The organism is Martinezella sp. CNPSo 3732, from assembly GCF_057784515.1.
On record NZ_JBXSOO010000009.1, the window covers coordinates 59,169 to 81,326 of the forward strand.

Below are 22,158 nucleotides of genomic sequence, written 5' to 3' on the forward strand. Positions count from 1 at the left end.
CTTCAAAGGTATTGCCAGACGCCATCCTGGCGCCCCCAAGCAGCGCCGCCTGCTAGCGGCACGCCTGAGATATGCCAGTTGCCCCGTTACAGTCCGGTAAAGGCACGACGATATTGCTTGCAGTATTTGCAGGTGGCGGCGCAGCCATCGAGCTTGCACCACCTGTACCATTCGTCTGCGATTGATCGGTCTGCCCATCCGGCAGCGGTACGCGCGGGCCGATCATCGGCGGCAGAGCTGGCGCCGCCTGTGGCTGGGGCTGTATCATGACCGGTCGGCGCACGACCGTAGGACGCGGTGCGACGGGGCGGTTCTGATAACCGATGCTGATGGGTGCGGTACGATAAGGGGTGGCGTCTGGATAGACCGGTTCGCCGGGCTTACCGAGGACGGCATCCGCGCCGCGCGGCGCGCCAAAAGGGTTGAGTGCGGCGCCGGCAAAATGGCCGGCAATCGTATAGCCATAGACCGTGCTCAACAGCTGGCGCTCGCTCGCGTGAGCGTCACAGAGCCGGATGCGCACCTGTACCATGCCGAAATTGCGCTGCTCCTGGGTTGGCGCAAAGCCGGCCTTCACCTGCTGCCAGGCGTAAAGACATGTATCGCCGGCCCGGCTCTGGCCCGAGGCATAGCCGAACGGGCCGTAATTGTTCTGGACGAAGGTTGCCGAGCGTGCGAGCCGAACGCCGGGTACTGCGGTCGCCATTTCGCGAGCGATCACACGGTCGCTGATCGTATCGAACGGCCGACTTCCGAGTCCGGGATTGGAACCCGTTAGTCCAAGAAACTGAACCTTGAGGAAGTTTTGGCCTGAGACGGAAGACGAGGTGGAAAGCGCGATCGTCTGCTCGACATCCTTGGCATGCCTGCGCTCGACCACGTTTATGATCGCCGGTCCGCCGGGTGGCGGAAAAGCCAGCGCCTTGTCGTTTGTGACCGTTTCCACGCCGATCGATTGGCGAACCTGGCCGGTTGTGGAGCAACCAGCGCCCATGCAGGCCAGTATCATCAACGCTATCGTCTTTGAAAAATGCATCTCTTAGATCGCGGCAATCCTGTGTGGTCACATTCATCGGCAAATTGCGCGACGATCGTTGGAATCAAGTCCTTGTATTCACTATAGCAAATAAAGGTGGTTATGGTTAACCGATGGTTAATTTTGGCCGATTGTGGTGCCGTAAGAGGCCAGAAATGCACATAGAATACGCCCCTCGCGCTGAATGCACGAAAGGCGATGCCTAATCGGAGATTAAGCTGCAACTTTAGGCCGCAAGCCTATGAATATCAGATCGATTTCTTTCTTCGAAATGCGATCTGGACGGCCCGGTTCAGCGCGACCGGGAGGACCGACATGTGATTCTCTCCGGCATATTCCTCAAAGGTGATTGTTCCTGTGGATGACGCCAGTTTGGCCCATCTTTCCGCCATGTCGCGGGCGAGTTCTATCGTGCGTGTTTCCTTTGCCCGTTCCTGTCGTTTTTGCTCTTCGGGGGTGCCTTTATGGAAGGGCGCGAGGATTTCGCCTTCATACTGGCCGGCGGAAAGATGCAGTTCCGTATCGAGCGGCTCTTTGTGTCTGTCGAGGAATTCTCTCTCCATCGAAAGAATAGCGGCATCTTCCCAGTAGATTGCCGGGCTTGCTGAAATCCAGCGGCTGAAGGCATCGGGCTTGTAAAACAGGGCGTACAGCGTGAACAGGCCGCCGAACGAGTGGCCGAAAAGCGTCTGGCGTGAGCGGTCGACCGGGACCTGCCGCCCTATCCACGGCTTGAGCTCGTTTTCGATGAGCGCCAGAAAACGTTCGCCGCCGCCGGTCTTCACATCCGGCGTATCGGGGAAAAATGGCGGATAGACGCGCCCGGGCGGTGGGCTCAAATCCCATGAGCGGCGGAGCGGGTCATATGGCTCGTCCGTGGGATAGCCGATGGCAACAATGACCCCTTCCGCGACATCGGTCCCGTTGGGATAGCTCGCCTGTACTTTCAGCGCGTCGACGGCGGTCGCAAAACAGGCGTTTCCGTCGGTCAGGTATAGGATCGGCCAACCCTCCGCCGGTGCCGGTTTGTCCGGGCGATAAAGAAAGATCCTGTGCGGATGATCGGCATTGTCAAACTTCAGGTCAATGAATGTGCAGCCGGGAAGGGTGGCCGGCGCCAGAATGGAAGCGGCATTGTGTGATGATGTATGAGACATGGCCTCTCCGGCTGACCGATTATGGGGCGCTGGAACAACACGCCGATATTTGCAGAAAGATGATTAAAACTCTCATATTATTGGTGGCGCCATCTGGCAAGCGGGCCAAAAGCTTTGCTAAGCGTAATTTCGGGTGTCTTCCGCAATCCGGTTTTCGGCCACCGGAGCCATTCTGCAACATGAGAGTGGAAACGAATAAAAAATATGACTCTTGTACTCATGTATTCTTGACGCCGGCTGCGCCTGCGAACTAATTTGCGCCATCTTTTTCCGAAACGGGCAGGCGCGAAGGGCTTATGAAGCAGAAATCCCATAACTATATCAGCAATTTGACACGAAAGAGGTTCCATCTTGCAAGCGGCGCCACCGCACTTGCGACAGTGTTTGCTTTAGGTGGAAATGCCTTCGCGCAAGATGCTGCGGCCGATGCGAACAATGGAAATGCCACCCAGCTTGCGCCGATCGTCGTCAGTGGCCAATCGAGTGACGCAAGCGACAATACGACCGTAGCGGCAAAGAAGAGCCAGGGCGCCACCAAGATCAATACGGCCCTCATCGAAACCCCTCGCTCGGTTTCGGTGGTGACCAGGAAGGAATTGGAAGAGCGCGGTGCGCAGGACATTACCGAGGCGGTGCGTTATTCGGCTGGCGTCCAGACCGGCTCCTATGGCTTCGATCCGCGTTTCGACCAGATCTATATTCGCGGCAATGATGTTACGACCGACGGCGATTACCGAGACGGGTTGCGGCAGCCCTACATGAATTATGCGATGTTCCGGACCGATCCCTACGCACTTGATCGCGTCGAGATCATCAAGGGGCCGGTGTCCGTGCTCTATGGCGCCGGATCGCCTGGTGGCATCGTCAACAAAATATCGAAACTGCCGACGGAAGAGACGATCCGAGAGGTCGGTGTTCTCTATGGAACGTCGGATCGTGCCCAGACGATGTTCGATTTTGGCGGCCGGGTCAATCAAGACGATGACAGCATGCTGTATCGCATTGTCGGCTTAGCGCGAAAGGGTGACACCAATTTCGATATCGGCGACGATCGTTATCTGATCCAGCCGTCCTTCACCTGGAAGCCGGACGATACGACGAAAATCACGATCTATGGCTCGGCGCAATCCACGGAAACGGATGCCAATGTCGGCGCAATGATCGGCCCCGACGGCAATGTTCTCGACTATCGCGACAGCGACCCGGATTACGATTATCAAAGGACCAAGCAGCAGCAGGTCGGCTATCAGTTCGAGCACGAGTTCGATGGCGGCTTCACCTTCCGCCAGAACCTTCGCTTCTCGCATCTTGATCTGAAGTCGCGCTATCTCAGCACCTACAGCTGGGTCGGAGACGTCGCCCAGCGCGGTGCGACCGCGATCGGCGACAAGATGAATGTCTTCCAGATCGACAACCAGCTTGAATCCAAATTCGATACCGGCCCGGCAGCCCACACCATGCTGTTTGGTCTCGACTACACCCGTATGAGCGATTCCTTCGCATACGGGATGGATGCGACGACCAGCCCCGCCTATGATTTCGATATAAGCAATCCGACCTATGGAGTATCGGGTCCGACGCCGGCCTATAATTTCAGCCGGGTTGACGCCAGCCTGCAGCAGTTCGGCGCCTACGCCATGGATCAGATCGAACTCGACAAGTGGCGCTTCACGCTCGGCGGCCGTCAGACCTGGGTGAAGCAGTCGACCGACACCACCATTGTCTCCACTGATACGACAACCAAAGACAGCTTCAACAAGAATGCATTTTCTTACCAGGCTGGTGCGCTCTATCTCTTCGACAATGGCATTGCACCCTTCACCAGCTATTCCACCTCCTTCAACCCGGTCACACAGCGGTCTGCTTCCGGCAGTATCCTCGATCCGACCAAGGGCGAACAATACGAACTTGGCGTAAAATACCAGCCGCCAGGCACCGACATTTTGCTTTCGGCCGTCGCCTATCATCTGGTGGAGAAGAACAAGCCGGTTCTCGTCGATCCGCTGTTGGGCATTTATGCCTCGCTCGGTGAAGTGACCAATAAGGGGATCGAACTGGAAGCCAGGGCAAACATCACCGATGGCTGGGATGTGGTTGCCGCCTATGCCTATAACCACTCCGAAATCACGCGTGGTGACAATGCCGGAAATGCACCGGCGGTGACGCCCCAAAACATTGCCAGCCTGTGGTCGAACTATACGTTCCAGGATGATTCGGCCGCAAAGGGCCTGACCGTCGGCGCCGGCATTCGCTATACCGGCGAGACCTATACCAGTACGGCCAACACCGACAAGAATGATGCAAGCGTCTACCTGGATGCGGCCGTGTCCTACGACTTCGGAGCGGTCGATCAGAAATATAAGGGCCTGATCGCATCCGTCGATGTCCGCAACATCGCCAACCGTCGCCTGACGGTCTGCAACGAGGGCTATTGCTACCTCGGACAGGGCCGCAACATCACGGCATCGTTGAAATATCGCTGGTAAGCCTACCGCGGGCGCTGCGTTTTGCGCGGCGCCCGCTCCGCCCGATAGCCTCCTTTCGTCGGCCGAATTCGACCTTACTGTAAGCAACGCTACCTTGCAGCCCGAGGCTATCGCGTAGGATATCCACATTCTTGCCGATGCGGCGATGAGGCTGTAGCCTGGCAGAAAATGTGCCCGACCATCCCATAGGAAGGTTCCGTATGGCCGAGGTCCTTTTGTTCCACCACGCACAGGGATTGACCCCGGGTGTGCGCGCGTTCGCTGATGTGTTGCGGGGCGCCGGTCACATCGTGCACACGCCTGACCTATTCGACGGGCGCACTTTCCAGAGCATCGAAGACGGGCTCGCTTATATCGAGGGGATTGGATTCGACGATATGCGGGAGCGCGGCGCCGGCGTTGCCGACGAGCTGCCTCCTGCGCTCGTCTACGCCGGGTTCTCGTTCGGCGTGCTACCTGCCCAGAAGCTGGCCCAGACACGGCGCGGAGCCCGAGGAGCTCTCTTCTTCCATTCCTGCCTGCCGATCAGTGGCGAATGGGCTTTCGGACCTTGGCCGGATGGAGTCCCTGTCCAGATTCACGGAATGGAAAACGATCTGATCTTCGTAGGCGAGGGTGATATCGATGCCGCCCGAGAGATTGTGGCGAAGGTCGAGGACGCGAAGCTTTTTCTTTATCCCGGCGATCAGCACTATTTCGCCGACAGCTCGCTCCCGTCGTATGATGCGGGTGCAACCGCACTGTTGACGAGCCGAGTGCTTGAGTTCCTGGATCGCGTCTGATCGAGGCCAGTGTTTTGGTTTGAGCTTGGTTCCTAAAAGAGGTCGTGCAGCACCACAAGCACACTGCCCGCTTTCGGCTAGCAAGCATCCCGTTTGCATATATGTCGCGCTCCGGGAGCGTCTGCTACGTCAGACTATGCTGTTCTGCGCCGCTTCATCAACAATATCAGCAGCAGCGGGGCGCCGACGAGGGCGGAAACCAGGCCGGCGGGCATCTGGTAGGGAAAGGCGATCATTCGGCCGAACCAGTCTGCGAGCACCATGAGGCCGCCGCCGGCGAGCGCCGCGCCGGTAAGCTGGGGTGCAGCGCGCCGCAGGCCAAGTTCGCGTGCCAGATGCGGCCCCATGAGGCCGATGAAGCTCAAAGGCCCGACGACGAGGGTAGCGGCTGCGGTCATGGCTGCGGCAAGCGCAAAGAGGCAGGCCCGCGCGAAGTTGACGCGAATGCCGATTGCCTGCGCCGCTTGGGTTCCAAGCGGCAGCAGGTCGAGCCAGCGATGGGCCAGAAAGGCAAGCGCAAGGCCTGTTATTGCCGCCATCATCGCAGAGGTTGCCTTTGGTGTATCAACGAGATAAGTCGATCCGCTCATCCACTGCATCACGATGATTGCGCGCGGATCGCCGCTCGCGGCCAGCACGCTGATGAAGGCATCCAGCATGGCACCGAGCGCGATGCCTGTCAGAAGTACCCGTTCCGGCGCGAAACCGGACCGGATGCCGAACAGGAAGATGGCGATGAGCACGGCGAAGGCGCCGATACCGCCGAAGCCCAGTTGAGCGGCCATGCCGGGAGCAGGCAGAAGAAAGAGAGCGGCGGTGACGCCGAGCGTGGCGCCTGCCGAAATACCCAGAACCTCCGGACTTGCCATCTCGTTGCCGCTGAGCCGCTGCAGGATAGCGCCCACGACGCCAAGCATGACACCCGCAGCAAAGGCGCCGACGATGCGAGGAAGACGATAGGGCAGCACGTCGGGCCAATGGAGATAGGCAAGCAGCGTCCATGTTCCATCCGGTGCGCGCCCGAAGAGGACCGCTGCGGCCAGGAGAAGGACGAGCGCCGGAACTGATGCAAGCAAGAGTACGCGCGGCGTATGCAAGGCGCGGTTCGCATTCTGAGAGGGAGACGGCGCGCTGCGCTGAACGGTCTTCAAACGCGGCAGCATCAGGAGTAGCAACGGCGCGCCCAAGAGCGCTGTGATGGCACCCGTCGGCAGGAAGGTCGAAGAGGCCCCGGAAAGCAGCACCAGGGCTTCATCGGTCAGCAGCAGCAATCCTGCGCCGATGAGAGGTGACCAGACGAGTTGGCTCTTCATCTGTCGGGCGCCGGCAAGCTGGGCGATGCGCGGCGCGATGAGGCCGATAAAGCCGATAACGCCCACGGCACTGGTGACGATCGCGGCAAGTGCAATTGCAATGCAAACGGCAGCAATGCGCGTGCGCTTGACCGATAGGCCAAGTCCGCTCGCGCCGCTATCGCCAAGTTCCATGAGTGCAAGCGGCCGCGCCATCAGCAAGGCCGCGGCAGACAGGATGGCGATTTTCGGGAGAAGGGATAGCGGAATGGTCCAGCTTTGCTGCGCCAGCGATCCGGCGCCCCAGATGAAAAGGCCGGAGAGATAGCGATCGTTCATCAAGATGAGAATGGCAGCAAGCGCTCCGCTCCAGACGCCGACGATCAAGCCGGCGAGCACCAGCGCCAACGGCGAAAAGCCGCGTCTTGCGCCGATCAGGAAGACGACTGCCGCCGCGGCGGCACTCCCGAACAGGGCAACTGCGTCGCGGCTGAGGCCCTGAAGAGCGGGAAAGGCAAGCATGACGGCAACAAGCGCAAGATTGGCGCCTGCGGAAATGCCAAGTGTGGAGGGCGAGGCAAGCGGATTGCGCAGCACCTGCTGCAGCAGGCTTCCCGACAGCGAGAGTGCGGTACCGGCCAGCAAAGCGGTGACGATTCTCGGGAGGGTCGAATAGACAAGCAGTAGGCGCTGCGGATCGTAACCTGCTCCCTGCTCGAACAAGCGTGAGAGATCGGGCGCCAGTTGATGCCAGGCAAGCAGGCTGGCGAGCGCGAACAGCGTCAGAGCCACGGCTGGAGCACCGAGGACGTTATTTGCTTCGGTGCGGATCATGCGAATGTTTCCAGATGGTCAAACAATATGCGCGCGAAACGCTGCGCCTCCTGCACCATGCCGAACATCAAGGTGCCCGGCAGCACTGATACCCGCCCGGCTCGGACAAAGGGAAGGCTGGTCCATAGCGGACTATCCTGCAGATTGTCGAGCACGTTGGGCGGAAGCAGCGGTTCGAATGCGATCAGACGCAAGCTTTGATCGAGCGTCGCCAATTGTTCCAGCCCGATCGTCTCGAAGCCCCAGTAATCGCCCGGCCTGGTCCAGGCGTTTTTGAGGCCGATCCTGGTCATGACGTTCTGGTAGAGGCCTGCGCCGCAATAGATGCGGGCATGGCGCCCGTCGACAAAATTGATGAGCGCCAAGGGCGGAGGGTTGAGCTTTTTGACGCGGTTTGCGCAGTCATCGAAGAATTGGTCCGACCGGGCAAGGAATTCTTCCGCCTGTCGCTGCCGGCCGATGGCGTCGGCCAGCCGACGCGTCGCCTCGATGGAGCGTGACAAAGCCTCGCCGCCTTCGGCATAGATCGTCAGTTCCAGGACCGGCGAAATTGCCTCCAGTTGCGGCTTCAAAGGCGCGAGATAGGGCGTGGTCAGGATCAGTGCCGGCTTGACGCTTGCCAGGACCTCAAGATTGATCTCGCTGGTGGTGCCGAGATCGATGACACCTCCAGGCATTTTCGGTTCGACGACCCATGTGTCCCAATCCGCAAGAGAGGCAATAGCGGCCGGCGTGACGCCGAGCGCCAGCAATGTCGAGGCCAGGCCATAATCGAGGGAAACGATCGGGCCGGATATAGTTTCTGCGGCTACTCCCACTTGCGGAATGGCAAAAAGTGCCGCCGCGGCAAGCAGCGTGCGCCGGGAAAGCATCAGGGTCTCGAAGCTGCTTTCAGATGACATAGGCAAGCGGCGTTCCATGCACGGGATGGGCGGTGACGCCCATATTGGTGCCGTAGATCGTATTGAGCGTTTCGGCCTTCATGAGGCTCGGCGACGGGCCTGCCGCAATGAGGCGCCCTTGCTTCAGCGCATGCAGATGATCGCAGAAATGTGCCGCGACATTGATATCGTGCAGAACGAGAATGACGCTCAGATCCTTCGTCCGGCAAAGCTCGCGCACCAGGCCGAGAATTTCCATCTGGTGGGCTATGTCGAGTGCCGATGTCGGCTCGTCGAGCAGCAGGCAGCGGCTGTCCTGAGCGACGAGCATGGCAATCCAGACACGCTGACGCTCGCCGCCGGAGAGCGTATCCACCATCCGGCCTGCCAGCGTATCGACATGCGTGAGCTTCATCGCGGTCTCGACTTTTTCCCGATCGATATCGGTGAACCGCCCGAGCGCGCCATGCCAGGGATAACGCCCGCAGGCGACAAGCTCCTCGACGGTCATGCCGGCAGCGGAACTGGTGTCCTGCGGCAGATAGGCGACGGCGCGGGCAAAGGTGCGCATGTCATAAGAACTGGCGGCCACGCCATCGAACAGGACGCGCCCGCCGGTCGGCTGAATCTGTCGGGCCAGCAGTTTGATCAGCGTGGATTTGCCGGAGCCGTTATGGCCGATCAGACCGGAAATCTCGCCCGCCTTGAAGCTGATATCGAGCGGGTGAAGAATGGTTTTGCCATCGACCTCGAAACGCAGGCCTTCCGTCGTGAAGACTGTTGCGTGATTGTGACCGTTTCCGGTGATCGTTTCGTCTTTCATGATCATTATCATTCCTGCTGAAGCATGCTCGCTTCGTGAAATTCCGATGGCCCGCAGCTGGCCGGGTTAGTTTAGCGAGGTCAATGGCTTGACGAAGAACAGGCACGGATCGCTTTCACGCCAGAGGGTCGGGAATATCTCGGCGCGGATGAAGCCGTTTCTATCGTAGAAGGCGCGGGTTTTTTCATATTGCGGTTCGTCCCTGCCGCGCGGCGCAAGCGTCTTGACCGTTAGGAGCTTGCAATCGGAAGAGCGGGCAAAGGTCTCGGCTGCGGCCAGCAATCGCCTGCCCACGCCGCTGCGATGGTGCCGGCGCCTGGTTGCTATCACAAGAATCTCCATGGCGGCCGGCGGATGGGCGCGCAGCGCAACGAAGCCGGCAACGGTATCCGCCTCGACGCAGCCGAACATCGGCAGGGTCTCCACGGCACCCGCGCAGGCTTCGATGACATCGGGGTCGGTAAACCAGTCGGTCAATTCCGACATGATGTCACGACAGATGACGCCTTTGGATTTGGTTATCTCGATGGCTTCCTGCATCTATTCTTCCCTTTCCTGGCGGTGGGGCGCGGCTCGCGGGGGATGGTGGCGAACCACCATCAGGCCCGTATCTCCCGCACCCGTGTTGTTCGGTTTCGTCTGTGGCCGCTGCCGGCGGCGCAAGCATGATCGGCCTCGAGCGAAATTGCGGCGAGACACCGCGAATGCGCCTCTCGCAGAAGGCCGCAAACGAGGGCGCAGGACACGCCAGCCTCCTTGGCAATGATGTTCTGAGGGATATCGTCGAAGTAATGCTCCTCGTAGAATTTTCGGGTTCTAGCGGGCATGGATTCGACCGTGCAGCGGAAGGCCTTATAGGCTTCGGCTTCGTGAAGGTGTTCCTCGGGACTTCCATAGGCGGAGGTATTGCCGCCGACTTCCTCTTCGACGAACAGGCCGCGCTCATATTGCCGGCGCCGCATATGATCGGTCGCCAGATTGCGCACCATGCGCATCACATAGGGCGTGGGAGCCGCTATATCCTCCTTCAGCGGCTTTGAGACCAGCTGCAGGAGAACTTCCTGCACGACATCCTCTGCCAAGCTCATGCAGCCGGTGATCCTGCGTGCGACGGAGAGGAGCTTCGGATAGGCATGAAGTGCTGTTTGGAGTTGCTCATTGGAAGTCGACTGCGAATGGTTGGCAATCATGTCGGGCTCTCGCTGAAATCCAAAGTTGCATTTCTGTGTGCCCCTCTTTTTGAGAGGGAACCTATAAAACATGACAATGATAGTCAAGATAGCGGAGTCGAAAAGTGAAGCATGTCCTAAATCGAGGCTTATCCGACTGATTTTATTTTAATTTTTTTGCCGATCTAGAAGAAAATCCCGCTTTTGTGATGCTGCCATTTTGGTCTTGCTGTAGCCCTTGATGTCGCGATAGCCCATTGAAAATCCCTGCTTTCTCCATTGCTGATCCGGCCGGAATGGATGAAAAATGCTTCGCCCGACATCTGACTTTTGCTTTCAAAGGTTGTATCTCCTGGCATCAATATCACGCTTTGCGGGTCGGCCAGAAAACCCTGGCCGAAGCATTTCAACGCAGCCTCTTTCTGGACCCAACAGGCGAGAAAAACATCGCGGCGATGTCGCTCATCCAATTGATGCACCTGATTGAGCTCTTGTTCGGAAAGGATCATCGGCATGATCTCGGAAGCCTCCTTCTCCGAAAATGCGTCGAGGCGCTCGATATCGATGCCGATGCGGCCGCCGCGACAGATCGCGAGCGCTACGTGGTCTTTCGTATGTGACAGATTGAAGTCGATGTCGGGGTAGTCACGCAGGTAGGGTCTGCCGGAAGGGGTAATCGCAAGACAAAGTGCTTGCGGGGCGCAGCCAAGCAGATTGGCGATAATGCTTCGGCACAGGACCCGTCCGGCAACGAAAAGACGCCGCGCTGAGCATGATCTGAATGCTGCGGCACGGCCTTTTTCTGCCTCGCTCAAAATCGAGTCCGGTACGGGAAGGCCGTCAGTCAGGTACAGGCTATGAAGCTCTACCTGCGCCGTCTCTTCCCCCGATTGGCCCGTCTTCACCTATTCCGCTGCCTGTCCCATGTGAGAGGGCAGGTTCGAGGGCTGTCCGTGCGTTTCCCACTGTACGATGGGATCGAGCTGATCGAGATCGAAATGCTGGCGGCCGAGCAACGCGTTGGCGATGACCGCGCTGCGCCATGCGGCAAGGCTGAGCTGCGGCTCGGCAATACCGTGGCTATGGCGTCCGGCATTGAGAACGAAGATGCGGTTGTCACGCGGCCCGTCCCATGCCAGCGAGAAGTCGCTTTCCAGCACCGGTTCACCGATGGAGTTGAGTTCGATGCGATTTTCGAGCGAATGCAGGAATTTCGGAAGCACAAAGCGATAGCCGGTTGCAAAGACGATCATGTCGACAACAAGCGTTTCGATGCTGTCATCGAAACCGTTGCGCATAGTCAGCGTGATTTCGGGACCATCCTGCTCGGCTGCGATGACGTTGCGGAAGGGGCGCAGCGATATGCCGTGATCGGGGTGGCCGCCTGCATCGAGCTTTCGCTCGTAGAGCCGGCGATAGAGCTTTTTCAAGGTGGAGGCGGAAACGCCGTCGCTCGCCAGCACCTGCCGGCGCGTGTGAGTGAGCCGAAGCTCCTCGGGCAGTCCGTGGAAGCGCTCCATATAGCCCGGCGTGAAGAGCTCATTGGTGAATGGCGTCGCATCGAGCGGCTCGAAATTTGGCCGGCGGCTGATCCAGTGAATGGACGAAACGGCGTTCAGGTCCAGGAGCGCATCGACGATCTCGGCGCCGCTTTGGCCGCCGCCGATAACGGCTAGACGGGGCGCTTTGATATCACCGATACGTTGCGTCGCTTCACTGCTATGGAAGGTCATGGATTTGGGCAGCTGTTCGGCCCAGGCCGGACGGGACGCAATCTTGCCGACGCCGACGGAAAGATTGCGGGCGCTGATAGCGCCATCGTCGGTGGCGATGGAGAAAAAACCGTCATTGGCATGGACCTCTCGGACGCTTGCGCCGAAGCGGAGCGAGGTCAGCCCGCGCGCGACCCATCCGAGATAGTCTGCGAATTCCTTGCGCGGAACGGCTTCATATTCCGCATTGAGAAACTGATAAAAACGTTTGTGCGCAACAAGATAGGAGAGAAAGCTCCAGCGGCTTGTCGGGTTGGTGGCCGTCACCAGATCCTTCAGAATGGATGTCTGCATTTCCGCGCCCGGCAGCATCATTCCCGGATGCCATGCGAAGGATGGGCGCCGCTCGAAGAAGCGGACGGAAAGTTGCGGTATGGAATCGAGCTGAGCGGCAAGGCTGAGGTTGAAGGGACCGATACCGGCCCCGGCGAGGTCGAGCACGTGCGATGTCATGATGCAGCTCCAGAATGATGTCGAAGAGGGGGTTACTTGACGGTGTCTTTGGATAGCGGCGCCGGCGCAAAGGCATGGTCGAGCCGCCGGGCGAAGCGCTGGTGGAAGGGCGTCTTGCCGATGATCGTCAAATGGTTTGTGCCTGTGACGATCTCGGATGCCGTGGCATTCGGTGAATAGCGTCGCCAGTCGATGACGTTGAGGGCGCGCGTGAGAGAATCCTCGGCCGCAAAGGCATGGATGCGGAAATCGGATTGCTCCAGGCGGTAGTTTCGGAAGATCATCGCATTGTCGATGAGGATCCAGAACGTATGCTCTTCCGAGCCGATATCGGGACCATCCGTCGGCAGTTTGACATTATGCTTGACGACATGGTGGAGGAACTGTTCGTAAACCTCCTCGTTCATGGCGGCGAACAGCCTTTTCCAATCCTCGCGCATCGGCGTGGTGGCAAGCCAGCTCTGTACGGCAGCATGAGTGCGATCTCGGATGCCGTCTTCGAAGCGCGGCATGATGCCGACGGTGAACTCCTCATCCATGTCGCAGACATCGACCATGCCGATCATGCGCAGATCGATGTCGTTGCCGAGCTGCCGGGCGGCTTCATAGGCGAGCAGCCCGCCCCACGACCAGCCGAGGAAGGCGCAAGGCCGGCCATTGGCCTTTTTGCGTACCGCTTCGGCGTAGCGCGCCGTGATATCTTCGACGCGGGTACTCAGCGTCTTGGTTTCTGTCAGCGAATAGCAGATGAAGCCGGTCGCCGGCTGTTCCGGGCCGAGATAGTCGACGAGCCGCATATATTCGCGTGTGCTGACAAGAAGGCCCGGGAAGCAATAGAGCACCGGCCGGTCGCCGTTGCGTCTGAGATAGACGACATCGACGCCGGCCTCGTCGCGGTTGCCGTCGATGGCGAGCGCAAGATCGCGCACGGTAGGGTGATTGAACATATCGGCGATCGACAGCGGCCATTCGGAATGGCGCATCTTCAGGCGCGAGACGATGCGCACGGCCATCAGAGACTGTCCGCCAATATCGAAGAAATTCTCCGTCACGCCGATATCGCCGATGTCGAGGATATCCTTCCAGACACCCAGGATCGCTTTTTCCTTGTCGTTGGCAGGTAGCGCCATTTCGCGTTCGATGCGCGGTGCGGGCAGGGCGGCACGATCGAGCTTGCTGTTCGGCCCCATCGGCAGCCTGTCGATCAGCATGATGGTCTGTGGCACCATGTAATCGGGCAGGGCCGTCATGGCGGTCCGGCGCAGCTCCGTTACACTGAGGCTTTCACCCTCGCGCGGCACCACATAGGCGACGAGCGAGCTGCGACCGCCTTCATTGTGCAGCAGGATGACGGCCTCCGCGACACGCTGATCGGAGCGCAGCACGGCTTCGATTTCGCCCGGCTCGATGCGGAAACCGCGCAATTTGATCTGGTGATCGACGCGGCCCGCGAATTCGACGATGCCGTCTTCGCGCCAGCGGCCGAGATCGCCTGACTTGTAGAGCCTGCCGCCTTGCGAGAAGGGATCGGGAATGAAGCGATCCGCCGTCAGCTCCGGTTGGCCGAGATAGCCGCGTGCCAGGCCGCTGCCGCCGATATAGATTTCGCCGATCACGCCGACCGGAACGGGCGCGAGGTCGGCATCGAGCACATAGATGCGCCGATCGCCCACGCCGCGCCCGATCGGCGCGACGGTCCCCTCGAAGCGGGTCCCGGCAGGGATCTTCCAGATCATCGGCGTCATGATCGTTTCGGTCGGGCCGTAGCCGTTGATCAACAGCTGCGCCTTTAAGTTCTCGGTGATCATATCGAACACCGCCTGCGACAGCGCCTCGCCGCCGAAGGAATAGAGCCGTAGCCGCGGGATTTCGGTGTTCTCGCCGGCATATTCCGCAAGGCCGCGGACATAGCTCGTCGGAAGGCTGGCATTGTTGACGCCGTGCCGCTTCATGGCCGCAAAGGCATCTTCGGGCGTGGCAAGCTTGTCCTGCGTCAGCACCACACCGCCGCCTGCCATCAGCGGCACCATCCAGCGCTCATGGCCGCCGTCCGAGGTGAAGGGAAGCACGGGATATTCGCAGGACTCCTCGCTCATTTCATAAATGCGCAGAGTCGCCTTGCAATGATGCGCAAGCGGACCGTGCTCGACCGCCACTCCCTTCGGCACGCCCGTCGAGCCCGACGTGTAGATCACATAGGCAAGCTGTTGTGGGGCAATGATCGTTGCCGGCGCGTCGGCGCTCTCCGTGGACAGGTCGATGACATCGAGATTGAGATAGGGTGTCGCGATATCGCTCGGCAGGTTGGCGATATGCTTTGCGCGGGAAATGACGAGCGAGAGGCCCGGGGCCGTTAGGATGTGACGATTGCGCGCTTCAGGATGATCCGGCTCGACCGGAGTGAATGCGCCGCCGGCCTTCAGCACGGCGAGAATGGCGATGATGGCGTCGATCGATTTTTCAAGGGCGATGGCAACGCGCTTTTCCGGGCCGATCCCCATCGCGATCAATCGATGAGCCAGCCGGTTGGCGGCAGCTTCGAGTTCGCCATGCGTCACGGATTTCTCACCCTGTGCGACGGCAAAGGCGTTCGGTCGCCGTCTCGCCTGTGCGGAGATGACCTCGTGGATAGGCGTGCCGTCGTCGGGCTCCGGTGCGTCGGGATAGGGTGCGGAAAGCCTGTCCAGCACTTCCGGTAACACGAAGGGAATATGTTTGACCTGCGTGCCAGGATTGGCATTCAACTGCGCAAGCGCAATGGCAAGATCGTCGGCGAAGCGTATGATCTGCTTTCGATCATGCTTCTGCGGGTCGAAGCCGATGCCGATACGCAGTTTGCCGACGGATGCCGGTGAAACGGTGACGACCAGATCGGCATCGCGGCGCGCCGGCGGCTCGACAGAGTTGCGCACCGCGATCTCATTCGAAGTCGCTTGCAGGAGACGCAGGGGCGGACGCACATCGAGGAGCGTCTTGACGAGGCCGGTGGTGTCGAAGGATTCGTCCCGTCTTATCAGCGCATCGGCAAGGGCCTCGAAGGGTAGGGATTGCCTGATAGCCGTATCGATTTCCTTGGCGAACGCGTTACGAACGTCCTTGAGCGTCATGGTGCCGCCAAGTTCCGGCGTCAGGATCAACACGTCCTCGCAGCGGGCGGCGACTTTCTGCCTTTCCGGACGTGTGACCAGGCCGATCCTTTGAGCGCCGTATCCGGTATGGCGTCGCAGGGCGATCCCGAGGGCGGCAAGCATGTCGTCGGAGGCGTCAGCGGACGACTGTGCCGGCACTTCAAGCATATGCTCGAACCAGGCCTCGTCGACCGCGTTCTTTCCCGCGGATGTTTGCGGCGGGAGTGACGCAATGTTCTCCTGAGCCGTCAGCCGCTGGAACCAGAAGTCGACCAGTTCCGGTGCCGCAAGGCGCGGTGCGCCATTGGCAATCATCCATGAAGCGGCGTCGGGCAGTACGGTCTCTGCGATATCCGCCGGGTCATGACCGTCGATGTTGTGAAGGAAATCCGTCGCAAGCAGGTCGAGCGCCGCAGCGTCGGCAAGGATGGCGTGGAGGGAGAATAGTGCGCCCACCACTCGCGCTTCTTGCGTCAGGAGAATGAAGCGGGCCGGATTGCCATCGGTAAGGTCGATCGGGCGGGCCTGTTCTGCCGTGGCAGCCGCGGTCAGCGCGTCGTCCAGGTTTTCGCCCGTAGTCAATTTCGTCTCGATGATCTCGACGAAACGGCCGTTCCTCAGGATCTGCTGGACGGCGCCGCCTGCCCGTGCCTCGAATTCCGAGGTGATGAGGGGATGTTGCCGTGAAAGCTTTGACAGGCTCTGATGCGCGACAGCAAGAGGGACGGGAGGAAACGCGATGGCGAGTATTTGTCGCCCGTAGACGACTTCGTTACCAGTCTCGGACAAGAGCCAGATACGTGACTGTGTCGGCGACAGGGAGCATTTGGCGAGATAATCCGTATCGTTTGCTGCCTTGGCGTTGCGATCGTGGATAGTCATTTCTTCGCCGCTCTCCCTGTATGTATTGAAATACATATCCAATCGATCGAAATACAATAACGTATACTTCTCAATATCTATAAGAGATATTAAGTTCAATCGATCGATATTCATGTCTTATGGCGTCGATAAACTCGAATGTTCCAAAAATTACGTCGACGTAGCTGCATAACGAATGGGGTTTCGGGAAATTCAGATGTTTTTCGAAAAATATTTTTTGGAAAATATTTTGAATTTTTACTGACGTCGTTCGTCACCGCAGAATTAGCGCTGTGTTTAGTCTGCAGTATCAACCGGCGTGGTTCCGAAGACATGGAGATGAAAGATGGATGCTTCCCTGGCGATCAGGAGCGATGGGACGGCGGAGAAATCCTTTGATCTGTGCCTGCCAGCTTCGGGCTTCGAGAGCAGCGCGCTTGCCTGCGGCCAGCCGCTCATCATATCGGCAGGGCATGCACCGGGGAGTTTCCGCGTCGAGCACTACGGGGTGAAGGTGGCCTCAGGTCATCTATCGGGTCCGGCCACCAATCTCCTCGTCTTCGATACAATCTCCACCGCGGTCCCGCCGCTTTCTGACGAGGATATCGTCAACGCCGTGTCGGAAGCCGTTCTGGCATGCAATCCGCATCTGATTTGCTTCGAGATCGCGCTTGCGGATGAGGATCTTGCAAGGCGACTGCTGGAAACCGGCGCGATCGAACGGCGCGGCGAGCGCCTGATCGTGCGGCCGGAATCCTTTTTCCAGCAGGCAAGATCCTGGCTCGGACGTGCGCCCAAGGCCTATCCGGAATTGCCGACCCTGACCAATGGTGCCCTTCATCCGCAGCGGCCGCCGAAGCCCGCCGGTCGTGTCTATAGCCGCTTCATTCCCTGGCTGAATACCCAGCTTGGCTTCCATGTCGCCGATATAGAGGCTGATCTTCCGCATTTCCATCGCTGGATGAACGATCCGAGGGTCGCCGCCATATGGGAAGATAGCGGCGATCTTTCCTATCATCGCGATTTCATCGCCGGTCGTCTTGCCGATCCCCGCACGCTGCCGCTAATCGGGACCTTCGGCGGCGTGCCCTTCGGTTACTTCGAACTCTATTGGGCGAAGGAAGACAGGATCGGACCGCATTACGACGCCGACGGCTATGACCGCGGCTGGCATGTGGCGATCGGCGAGGACGATTTCCGCGGGAAAGCCTTCGTCAGCGCCTGGCTTCCGTCGCTGATGCACTACATGTTCCTGGCCGATCCGCGCACGCGACGTATCGTCGGCGAACCGATTCATCATCACACCCAACAGATCCGCAATCTCGACCGTTCCGGCTTCGCCAAGGTCAAGCATATTCAGTTCCCGCACAAGAAGGCGCTGCTGGTCATGCTCCTGCGCGAGCGCTTCTTCATGGATCGGCTGCTGCTGCCGGATCTTACCGGCTTGCCCACTGAGGATGGGCAGCCTGTCCTTGGCTCGCTGGCGCGGGGCGCCTGATGAAAACAGCCGTCGATATGAACGATCCGCGCGTCAAGCGGCTCGTTCTGGCGGTCGCGCTTCCGGCCGTGGCAGGACTTGCCGCCAGTGCCGGCCATCATGCGATCAATGCGATCTTTCTGGGAGCGCTTGGTTCGGACGCGCTGGCGGGCACCAGTTTGGTTATGCCGCTGTTTCTGCTTGTCGCGGCCGCCGGTCAGGGGCTGGGTATCGGGCTTGCGACGCTGCTTGCGCGTCACCTTGGTGAAGGAAATCTCAAAGCTGCGGCCTCGGTTGCAACGACAGCGCTCGCGGCGACGATCCCGCTCGGTATTTTCTTGTCGATTCTGATCTATCTCGGCCTGCCGGATTTTGTCGGCGCACTCGGCGCCAGCGACAATCTCCTCGCTCCTGGGCTCGATTATGGGCAGCTGCTTGCTTTTGGTCTGACACTCGGGCTTTTGCAGGCTATCTGCGATTTCGTAGCGATCGCCGAGGGCAATTCACGCTTCTCGATGATCGTGCTGATCGCGAGCTTCGCCTTGAACGCGGTTCTCGACCCGGTCTTTATCTTCCTCTTCAAGCTCGGCGCGTCCGGCGCGGCCCTGGCGACCATTGTGTCGTCCATTGCAGCCCTTGCATGCTATGCCGTCTACTTTCTGCGCCGATGGGGAACGGTGAGCGTAACCGGCGGGGCGATATGCTGGCAACTGCTTTGGCCGATCGCGCGGATCGGCCTTCCCGCTGCTGCAACAAGCATTGTCACGGGCCTCGGCTTTCTGGTCCTGATGCGGGAGGCCGCTGTGCATGGCGGCGATAAAGGTGTCGCGGCAACGGCGATTGCCATCCGTCTGATGACCTTAGGACAGCTTCCGTTGTTCGGCTTTTGCCTCGGTGCCCAGAGTGTCGTCAGTCACGCCTTTGGCGCCGGCGATGCCGAGCGGCTTAAAGCCGTTATCCGGTTCATGCTGGCTGTGACGATACCGGTCGCATTGCTCTATTCTATTCTGCTGTTCTTGGCTGCCGAGCCGATCGCACGCCTGTTTACGGATAGCCAGGAGGTCGTGGATGAGGCCGTCGCCTGGCTCCGGTCTCTTTTTCCGATCTTTCCGCTTGCGGCCTTTCAATCCGTCCTGCTCGTCATGCTGCAATCGCGGGGCAGGGCGGGTCTGTCCGCGCTCGTGGGGCTTGCGCCGCAGGGCTATCTGCTGATCCCGCTTCTGCTCCTGCTGCCGCTTTGGATGGGCTTTGCCGGCGTTTCAGCCGCCGTGGCTACCGCTGCCATCCTTGCTGCCATGCTCGGCGGTTTTGTCTGCTGGCGGGAATGGCTCGCCATTCTGCCGGTCGATGCACCCGGCCGCCTTGCTGACCAATCGATACTTCACTCCTGACTCAAGAGGAACGCCATGAACGAGACGCCGAGATTCGATGCCTACCGCCACGCCATTCCAGACGCGCTGATGCCGCCGCGCGATGATCCCTTCGATGCCGCCGTGCCGCCGATCTATCAGACATCGCTCTTCCTGTTCGATAGTTACAAGGAGCTCGAGGACGTGTTCGCCGGGCGTTCGAAGAAGCCGATCTATTCGCGCGGCGACAATCCGACCGTGCGGCTTCTGGAGCGCAAGATCGCCGAGATGGAAGGTGCGGAAGAGGCACGCGCCTTTTCGAGCGGCATGGGTGCAATTGCTGCTGCAGTTCTCGCCTTCGTCGGACCCGGTGACCGTATCGTCACCGTGCGGCACGTCTATAGCGATGCTTTCCGCTTCTTCGAAAAAGTCCTGAAGCGCTTTGGCGTTGTCATCGACTATATCGACGGTACCGATACGCAAGCCATGCTTGCCGCGCTTCCGGGTGCCAAGCTTGCCTATCTCGAAAACCCGACCTCGATGGTTTTCGAGCTGCAGGATCTGACCGCGATCGCCGAAGCCGCTCGCCGCCATGACGTTATAACGATGGTCGATAATTCCTGGGCAACGCCGCTCTTTCAGAAGCCTCTCTCCGTCGGTATCGATATCGTCATTCACGCCGCCTCGAAATATCTCGGCGGACAGAGCGACACGGTGGCAGGTTTGGTTACTGGCTCGAAAGCGCATATTGGCCGGATCAACAGCGAAATCTATCCCTACACCGGAGCGAAGCTCGCGCCGTTCGAAGCATGGCTCGTCCTGCGTAATTTAGAGACACTGCCATTCCGCATGCGCCATCATCATGAAGCCGGGCTCGAAGTGGCGTCCTGGCTCGATGCCCATGCGGATGTGACCAACGTCATGCATCCGGCACTCGGCGATCATCTGGGAAAACGTACTTTCAGCGGCTTCGGTGGGCTGTTTTCCTTCGAGGTCTCGGACCACGTCGATGTGGCCGATTTCGTCGATGCGTTGCGCCTCATTCGCATCGGTGTCAGCTGGGGCGGACCGGAAAGCCTCGTGGTGCCGGCAAAGGCAGCACTCAGCATCTCGCCGGAGACCAACGTCTTCGCGCGCTTCGGTGTCAGCGACCGAACGATCCGCCTGAACGTCGGACTGCACTCAGCCAAGGAGATCATTGCCGATCTCGAGCAGGCCCTTGCCGCCGCGGGGCGCTAGCCAGCTGCAGCACTCTTGTATTCAGAAAGGGGTGGAGTGACACGGTCGCTCCACCCATACTATTATTCATTGTTGATCCATTCCCGCCCCGCCCTGACCCGATCGAGACAAGATGACCATCCCTTCCAACGAAACGCTGAGCGCGCTTGCCGCCGAATATGGAACGCCGCTCTGGATCTATGATGCTGCCGCGATCCGCCGCCGCATCGCGCAACTCTCCGCCTTCGACGTCATTCGCTATGCGCAGAAGGCCTGTTCGAACATTCATATCCTGAAAGAGATGCGCAAAGCAGGCGTGCGGGTCGATGCTGTTTCGCTTGGCGAGATCGAGCGGGCGATGCGGGCGGGTTTTTCTGCCGGCAATGCGTCGGGAGATGCGGAGATCGTCTTCACCGCCGACGTCTTCGACCGACCGACGTTGGAACGCGTCATTGCCGACAAGGTCGAGGTGAATATCGGTTCCATCGATATGCTGCATCAGCTGGGTGAGCGTTCGCCGGGGCATCGTGTGTGGCTGCGCATCAATCCCGGTTTCGGGCATGGCCACAGCAAAAAGACCAACACCGGCGGCGAAACCAGCAAGCACGGAATCTGGTTCGAGCAATTGCTGGAGGCCGTAGCGTTGACGCGGCAATATTCGCTGAAGCTCGTCGGGTTGCACATGCATATCGGTTCCGGCGTCGATTATGGGCACCTACAGCGTGTCTGCGGTGCGATGATCGGCTTCTGCCGAGCGCTGGATGTCGATATCGAGGCCATCTCGGCCGGCGGCGGTCTGTCTGTGCCGTACAGGGAAGGTGAGGAAGAGATCGACCCTGCTCATTACTTTTCGCTCTGGGACAAGGCCCGGCGCGAGATCGAGACTCATTTCGGCCATCCGATCCGACTGGAGATCGAGCCGGGCCGCTTCCTGACCGCCGATTCCGGCCTATTGCTTGCTGAAGTCAGGGCCGTCAAGATGATGGGCCGCAACCGCTTCGTCCTTGTCGATGCGGGTTTCAGCGATCTCGCCAGACCGGCCATGTATGGTAGCTACCATCACATCTCCGTCATTCCTGGCAAGACGCCTCGCGATGCTGCCGGAACACTCTTCCCAACCGTCGTCGCAGGCCCGCTTTGTGAATCGGGAGATGTTTTCACGCAGACGGACAATGGCACGGTAGAAACGCGCGATCTGCCCGAAACCCATGTCGGCGACTATCTCGTGTTTCATGGCGCCGGTGCTTACGGCGCAACCATGTCATCGAACTACAATAGCCGTCTCTATGCGCCAGAAGTGCTGATCGACGGCGAGACGCATCGATTGATCCGCAGGCGCCAGACATTGGATGAGCTGTTCGTGCTGGAAGCAATCTAGGCGCAGCCGATTTCAACGCGAAGGAAGAGACTCCACTTCGGCCAAGCAGGGGCTTTTCCGCG

16 protein-coding genes are annotated in these 22,158 nt (G+C 59.5%); 6 read left to right on the forward strand and 10 right to left on the reverse strand.

What is annotated here, in order from left to right; all coding sequences use genetic code 11:
• Nucleotides 1-52 precede the first annotated feature (52 nt).
• On the reverse strand, nt 53-1,036 hold the full coding sequence (gene bcsN / locus AC13RM_RS16820; protein ID WP_374820361.1) for a cellulose biosynthesis protein BcsN: 984 nt from the start codon (nt 1,034-1,036) through the stop codon (nt 53-55).
• A gap of 248 nt (nt 1,037-1,284) precedes the next feature.
• Nucleotides 1,285-2,193: an alpha/beta hydrolase gene (locus AC13RM_RS16825; RefSeq protein WP_113228851.1), complete on the reverse strand. Its 909-nt coding sequence runs from the start codon at nt 2,191-2,193 to the stop codon at nt 1,285-1,287.
• Between the two features lie 296 nt (nt 2,194-2,489).
• On the opposite strand from AC13RM_RS16825, the gene AC13RM_RS16830 reads away from it, so the two are divergent.
• Both AC13RM_RS16830 and AC13RM_RS16835 read left to right on the forward strand, forming a co-directional pair.
• On the forward strand, nt 2,490-4,679 hold the full coding sequence (locus tag AC13RM_RS16830) for a TonB-dependent siderophore receptor (protein ID WP_374820363.1): 2,190 nt from the start codon (nt 2,490-2,492) through the stop codon (nt 4,677-4,679).
• A gap of 200 nt (nt 4,680-4,879) precedes the next feature.
• Nucleotides 4,880-5,461 carry a dienelactone hydrolase family protein gene (locus tag AC13RM_RS16835; RefSeq protein ID WP_374820365.1) on the forward strand — a complete coding sequence of 194 codons (582 nt, stop codon included), beginning with the start codon at nt 4,880-4,882 and terminating at the stop codon, nt 5,459-5,461.
• A gap of 134 nt (nt 5,462-5,595) precedes the next feature.
• On the opposite strand, the gene fhuB is transcribed toward AC13RM_RS16835, so the two are convergent.
• From fhuB to AC13RM_RS16875, 8 genes are all read right to left on the reverse strand, one after another.
• Entirely contained in the window at nt 5,596-7,587 is a 1,992-nt protein-coding gene (gene fhuB / locus AC13RM_RS16840) for a Fe(3+)-hydroxamate ABC transporter permease FhuB (protein ID WP_374820367.1), read from the reverse strand.
• Nucleotides 7,584-8,489, reverse strand: a complete 906-nt coding sequence (locus AC13RM_RS16845; protein ID WP_374820369.1) for an iron-siderophore ABC transporter substrate-binding protein — start codon at nt 8,487-8,489, stop codon at nt 7,584-7,586. Before AC13RM_RS16845 ends, fhuB begins: the two co-directional genes overlap by 4 nt.
• Nucleotides 8,479-9,291: an ATP-binding cassette domain-containing protein gene (locus tag AC13RM_RS16850; protein ID WP_208409221.1), complete on the reverse strand. Its 813-nt coding sequence runs from the start codon at nt 9,289-9,291 to the stop codon at nt 8,479-8,481. The genes AC13RM_RS16845 and AC13RM_RS16850 overlap by 11 nt, the downstream gene beginning before the upstream one ends.
• Nucleotides 9,292-9,357: 66 nt before the next feature.
• Complete coding sequence (locus AC13RM_RS16855; protein WP_374820371.1) at nt 9,358-9,831, reverse strand: GNAT family N-acetyltransferase; 474 nt, start codon at nt 9,829-9,831, stop codon at nt 9,358-9,360.
• Nucleotides 9,832-9,890: 59 nt separating this feature from the next.
• Complete coding sequence (locus tag AC13RM_RS16860; RefSeq protein WP_374820373.1) at nt 9,891-10,481, reverse strand: sigma-70 family RNA polymerase sigma factor; 591 nt, start codon at nt 10,479-10,481, stop codon at nt 9,891-9,893.
• Between the two features lie 164 nt (nt 10,482-10,645).
• Nucleotides 10,646-11,365 (reverse strand): 4'-phosphopantetheinyl transferase family protein, encoded by a 720-nt coding sequence (locus AC13RM_RS16865; RefSeq protein ID WP_374820375.1) that lies wholly within the window; start codon nt 11,363-11,365, stop codon nt 10,646-10,648.
• A complete protein-coding gene (locus AC13RM_RS16870; protein WP_374820377.1) occupies nt 11,366-12,685 on the reverse strand; it encodes a lysine N(6)-hydroxylase/L-ornithine N(5)-oxygenase family protein in 1,320 nt (439 codons plus the stop codon).
• Nucleotides 12,686-12,717: 32 nt separating this feature from the next.
• Entirely contained in the window at nt 12,718-16,695 is a 3,978-nt protein-coding gene (locus AC13RM_RS16875; protein ID WP_374820379.1) for an amino acid adenylation domain-containing protein, read from the reverse strand.
• A gap of 325 nt (nt 16,696-17,020) precedes the next feature.
• On the opposite strand from AC13RM_RS16875, the gene AC13RM_RS16880 reads away from it, so the two are divergent.
• The 4 genes from AC13RM_RS16880 to lysA all read left to right on the forward strand — a co-directional run bounded on the left by AC13RM_RS16880 (nt 17,021) and on the right by lysA (nt 22,096).
• Nucleotides 17,021-18,172: a GNAT family N-acetyltransferase gene (locus tag AC13RM_RS16880; RefSeq protein WP_374820381.1), complete on the forward strand. Its 1,152-nt coding sequence runs from the start codon at nt 17,021-17,023 to the stop codon at nt 18,170-18,172.
• Nucleotides 18,172-19,542 carry an MATE family efflux transporter gene (locus tag AC13RM_RS16885; protein ID WP_374820383.1) on the forward strand — a complete coding sequence of 457 codons (1,371 nt, stop codon included), beginning with the start codon at nt 18,172-18,174 and terminating at the stop codon, nt 19,540-19,542. The genes AC13RM_RS16880 and AC13RM_RS16885 overlap by 1 nt, the downstream gene beginning before the upstream one ends.
• Before the next feature lie 15 nt (nt 19,543-19,557).
• Nucleotides 19,558-20,739: a PLP-dependent transferase gene (locus tag AC13RM_RS16890; RefSeq protein WP_374820385.1), complete on the forward strand. Its 1,182-nt coding sequence runs from the start codon at nt 19,558-19,560 to the stop codon at nt 20,737-20,739.
• A gap of 112 nt (nt 20,740-20,851) precedes the next feature.
• Entirely contained in the window at nt 20,852-22,096 is a 1,245-nt protein-coding gene (lysA, locus tag AC13RM_RS16895; protein WP_374820387.1) for a diaminopimelate decarboxylase, read from the forward strand.
• Nucleotides 22,097-22,158: the final 62 nt, after the last annotated feature.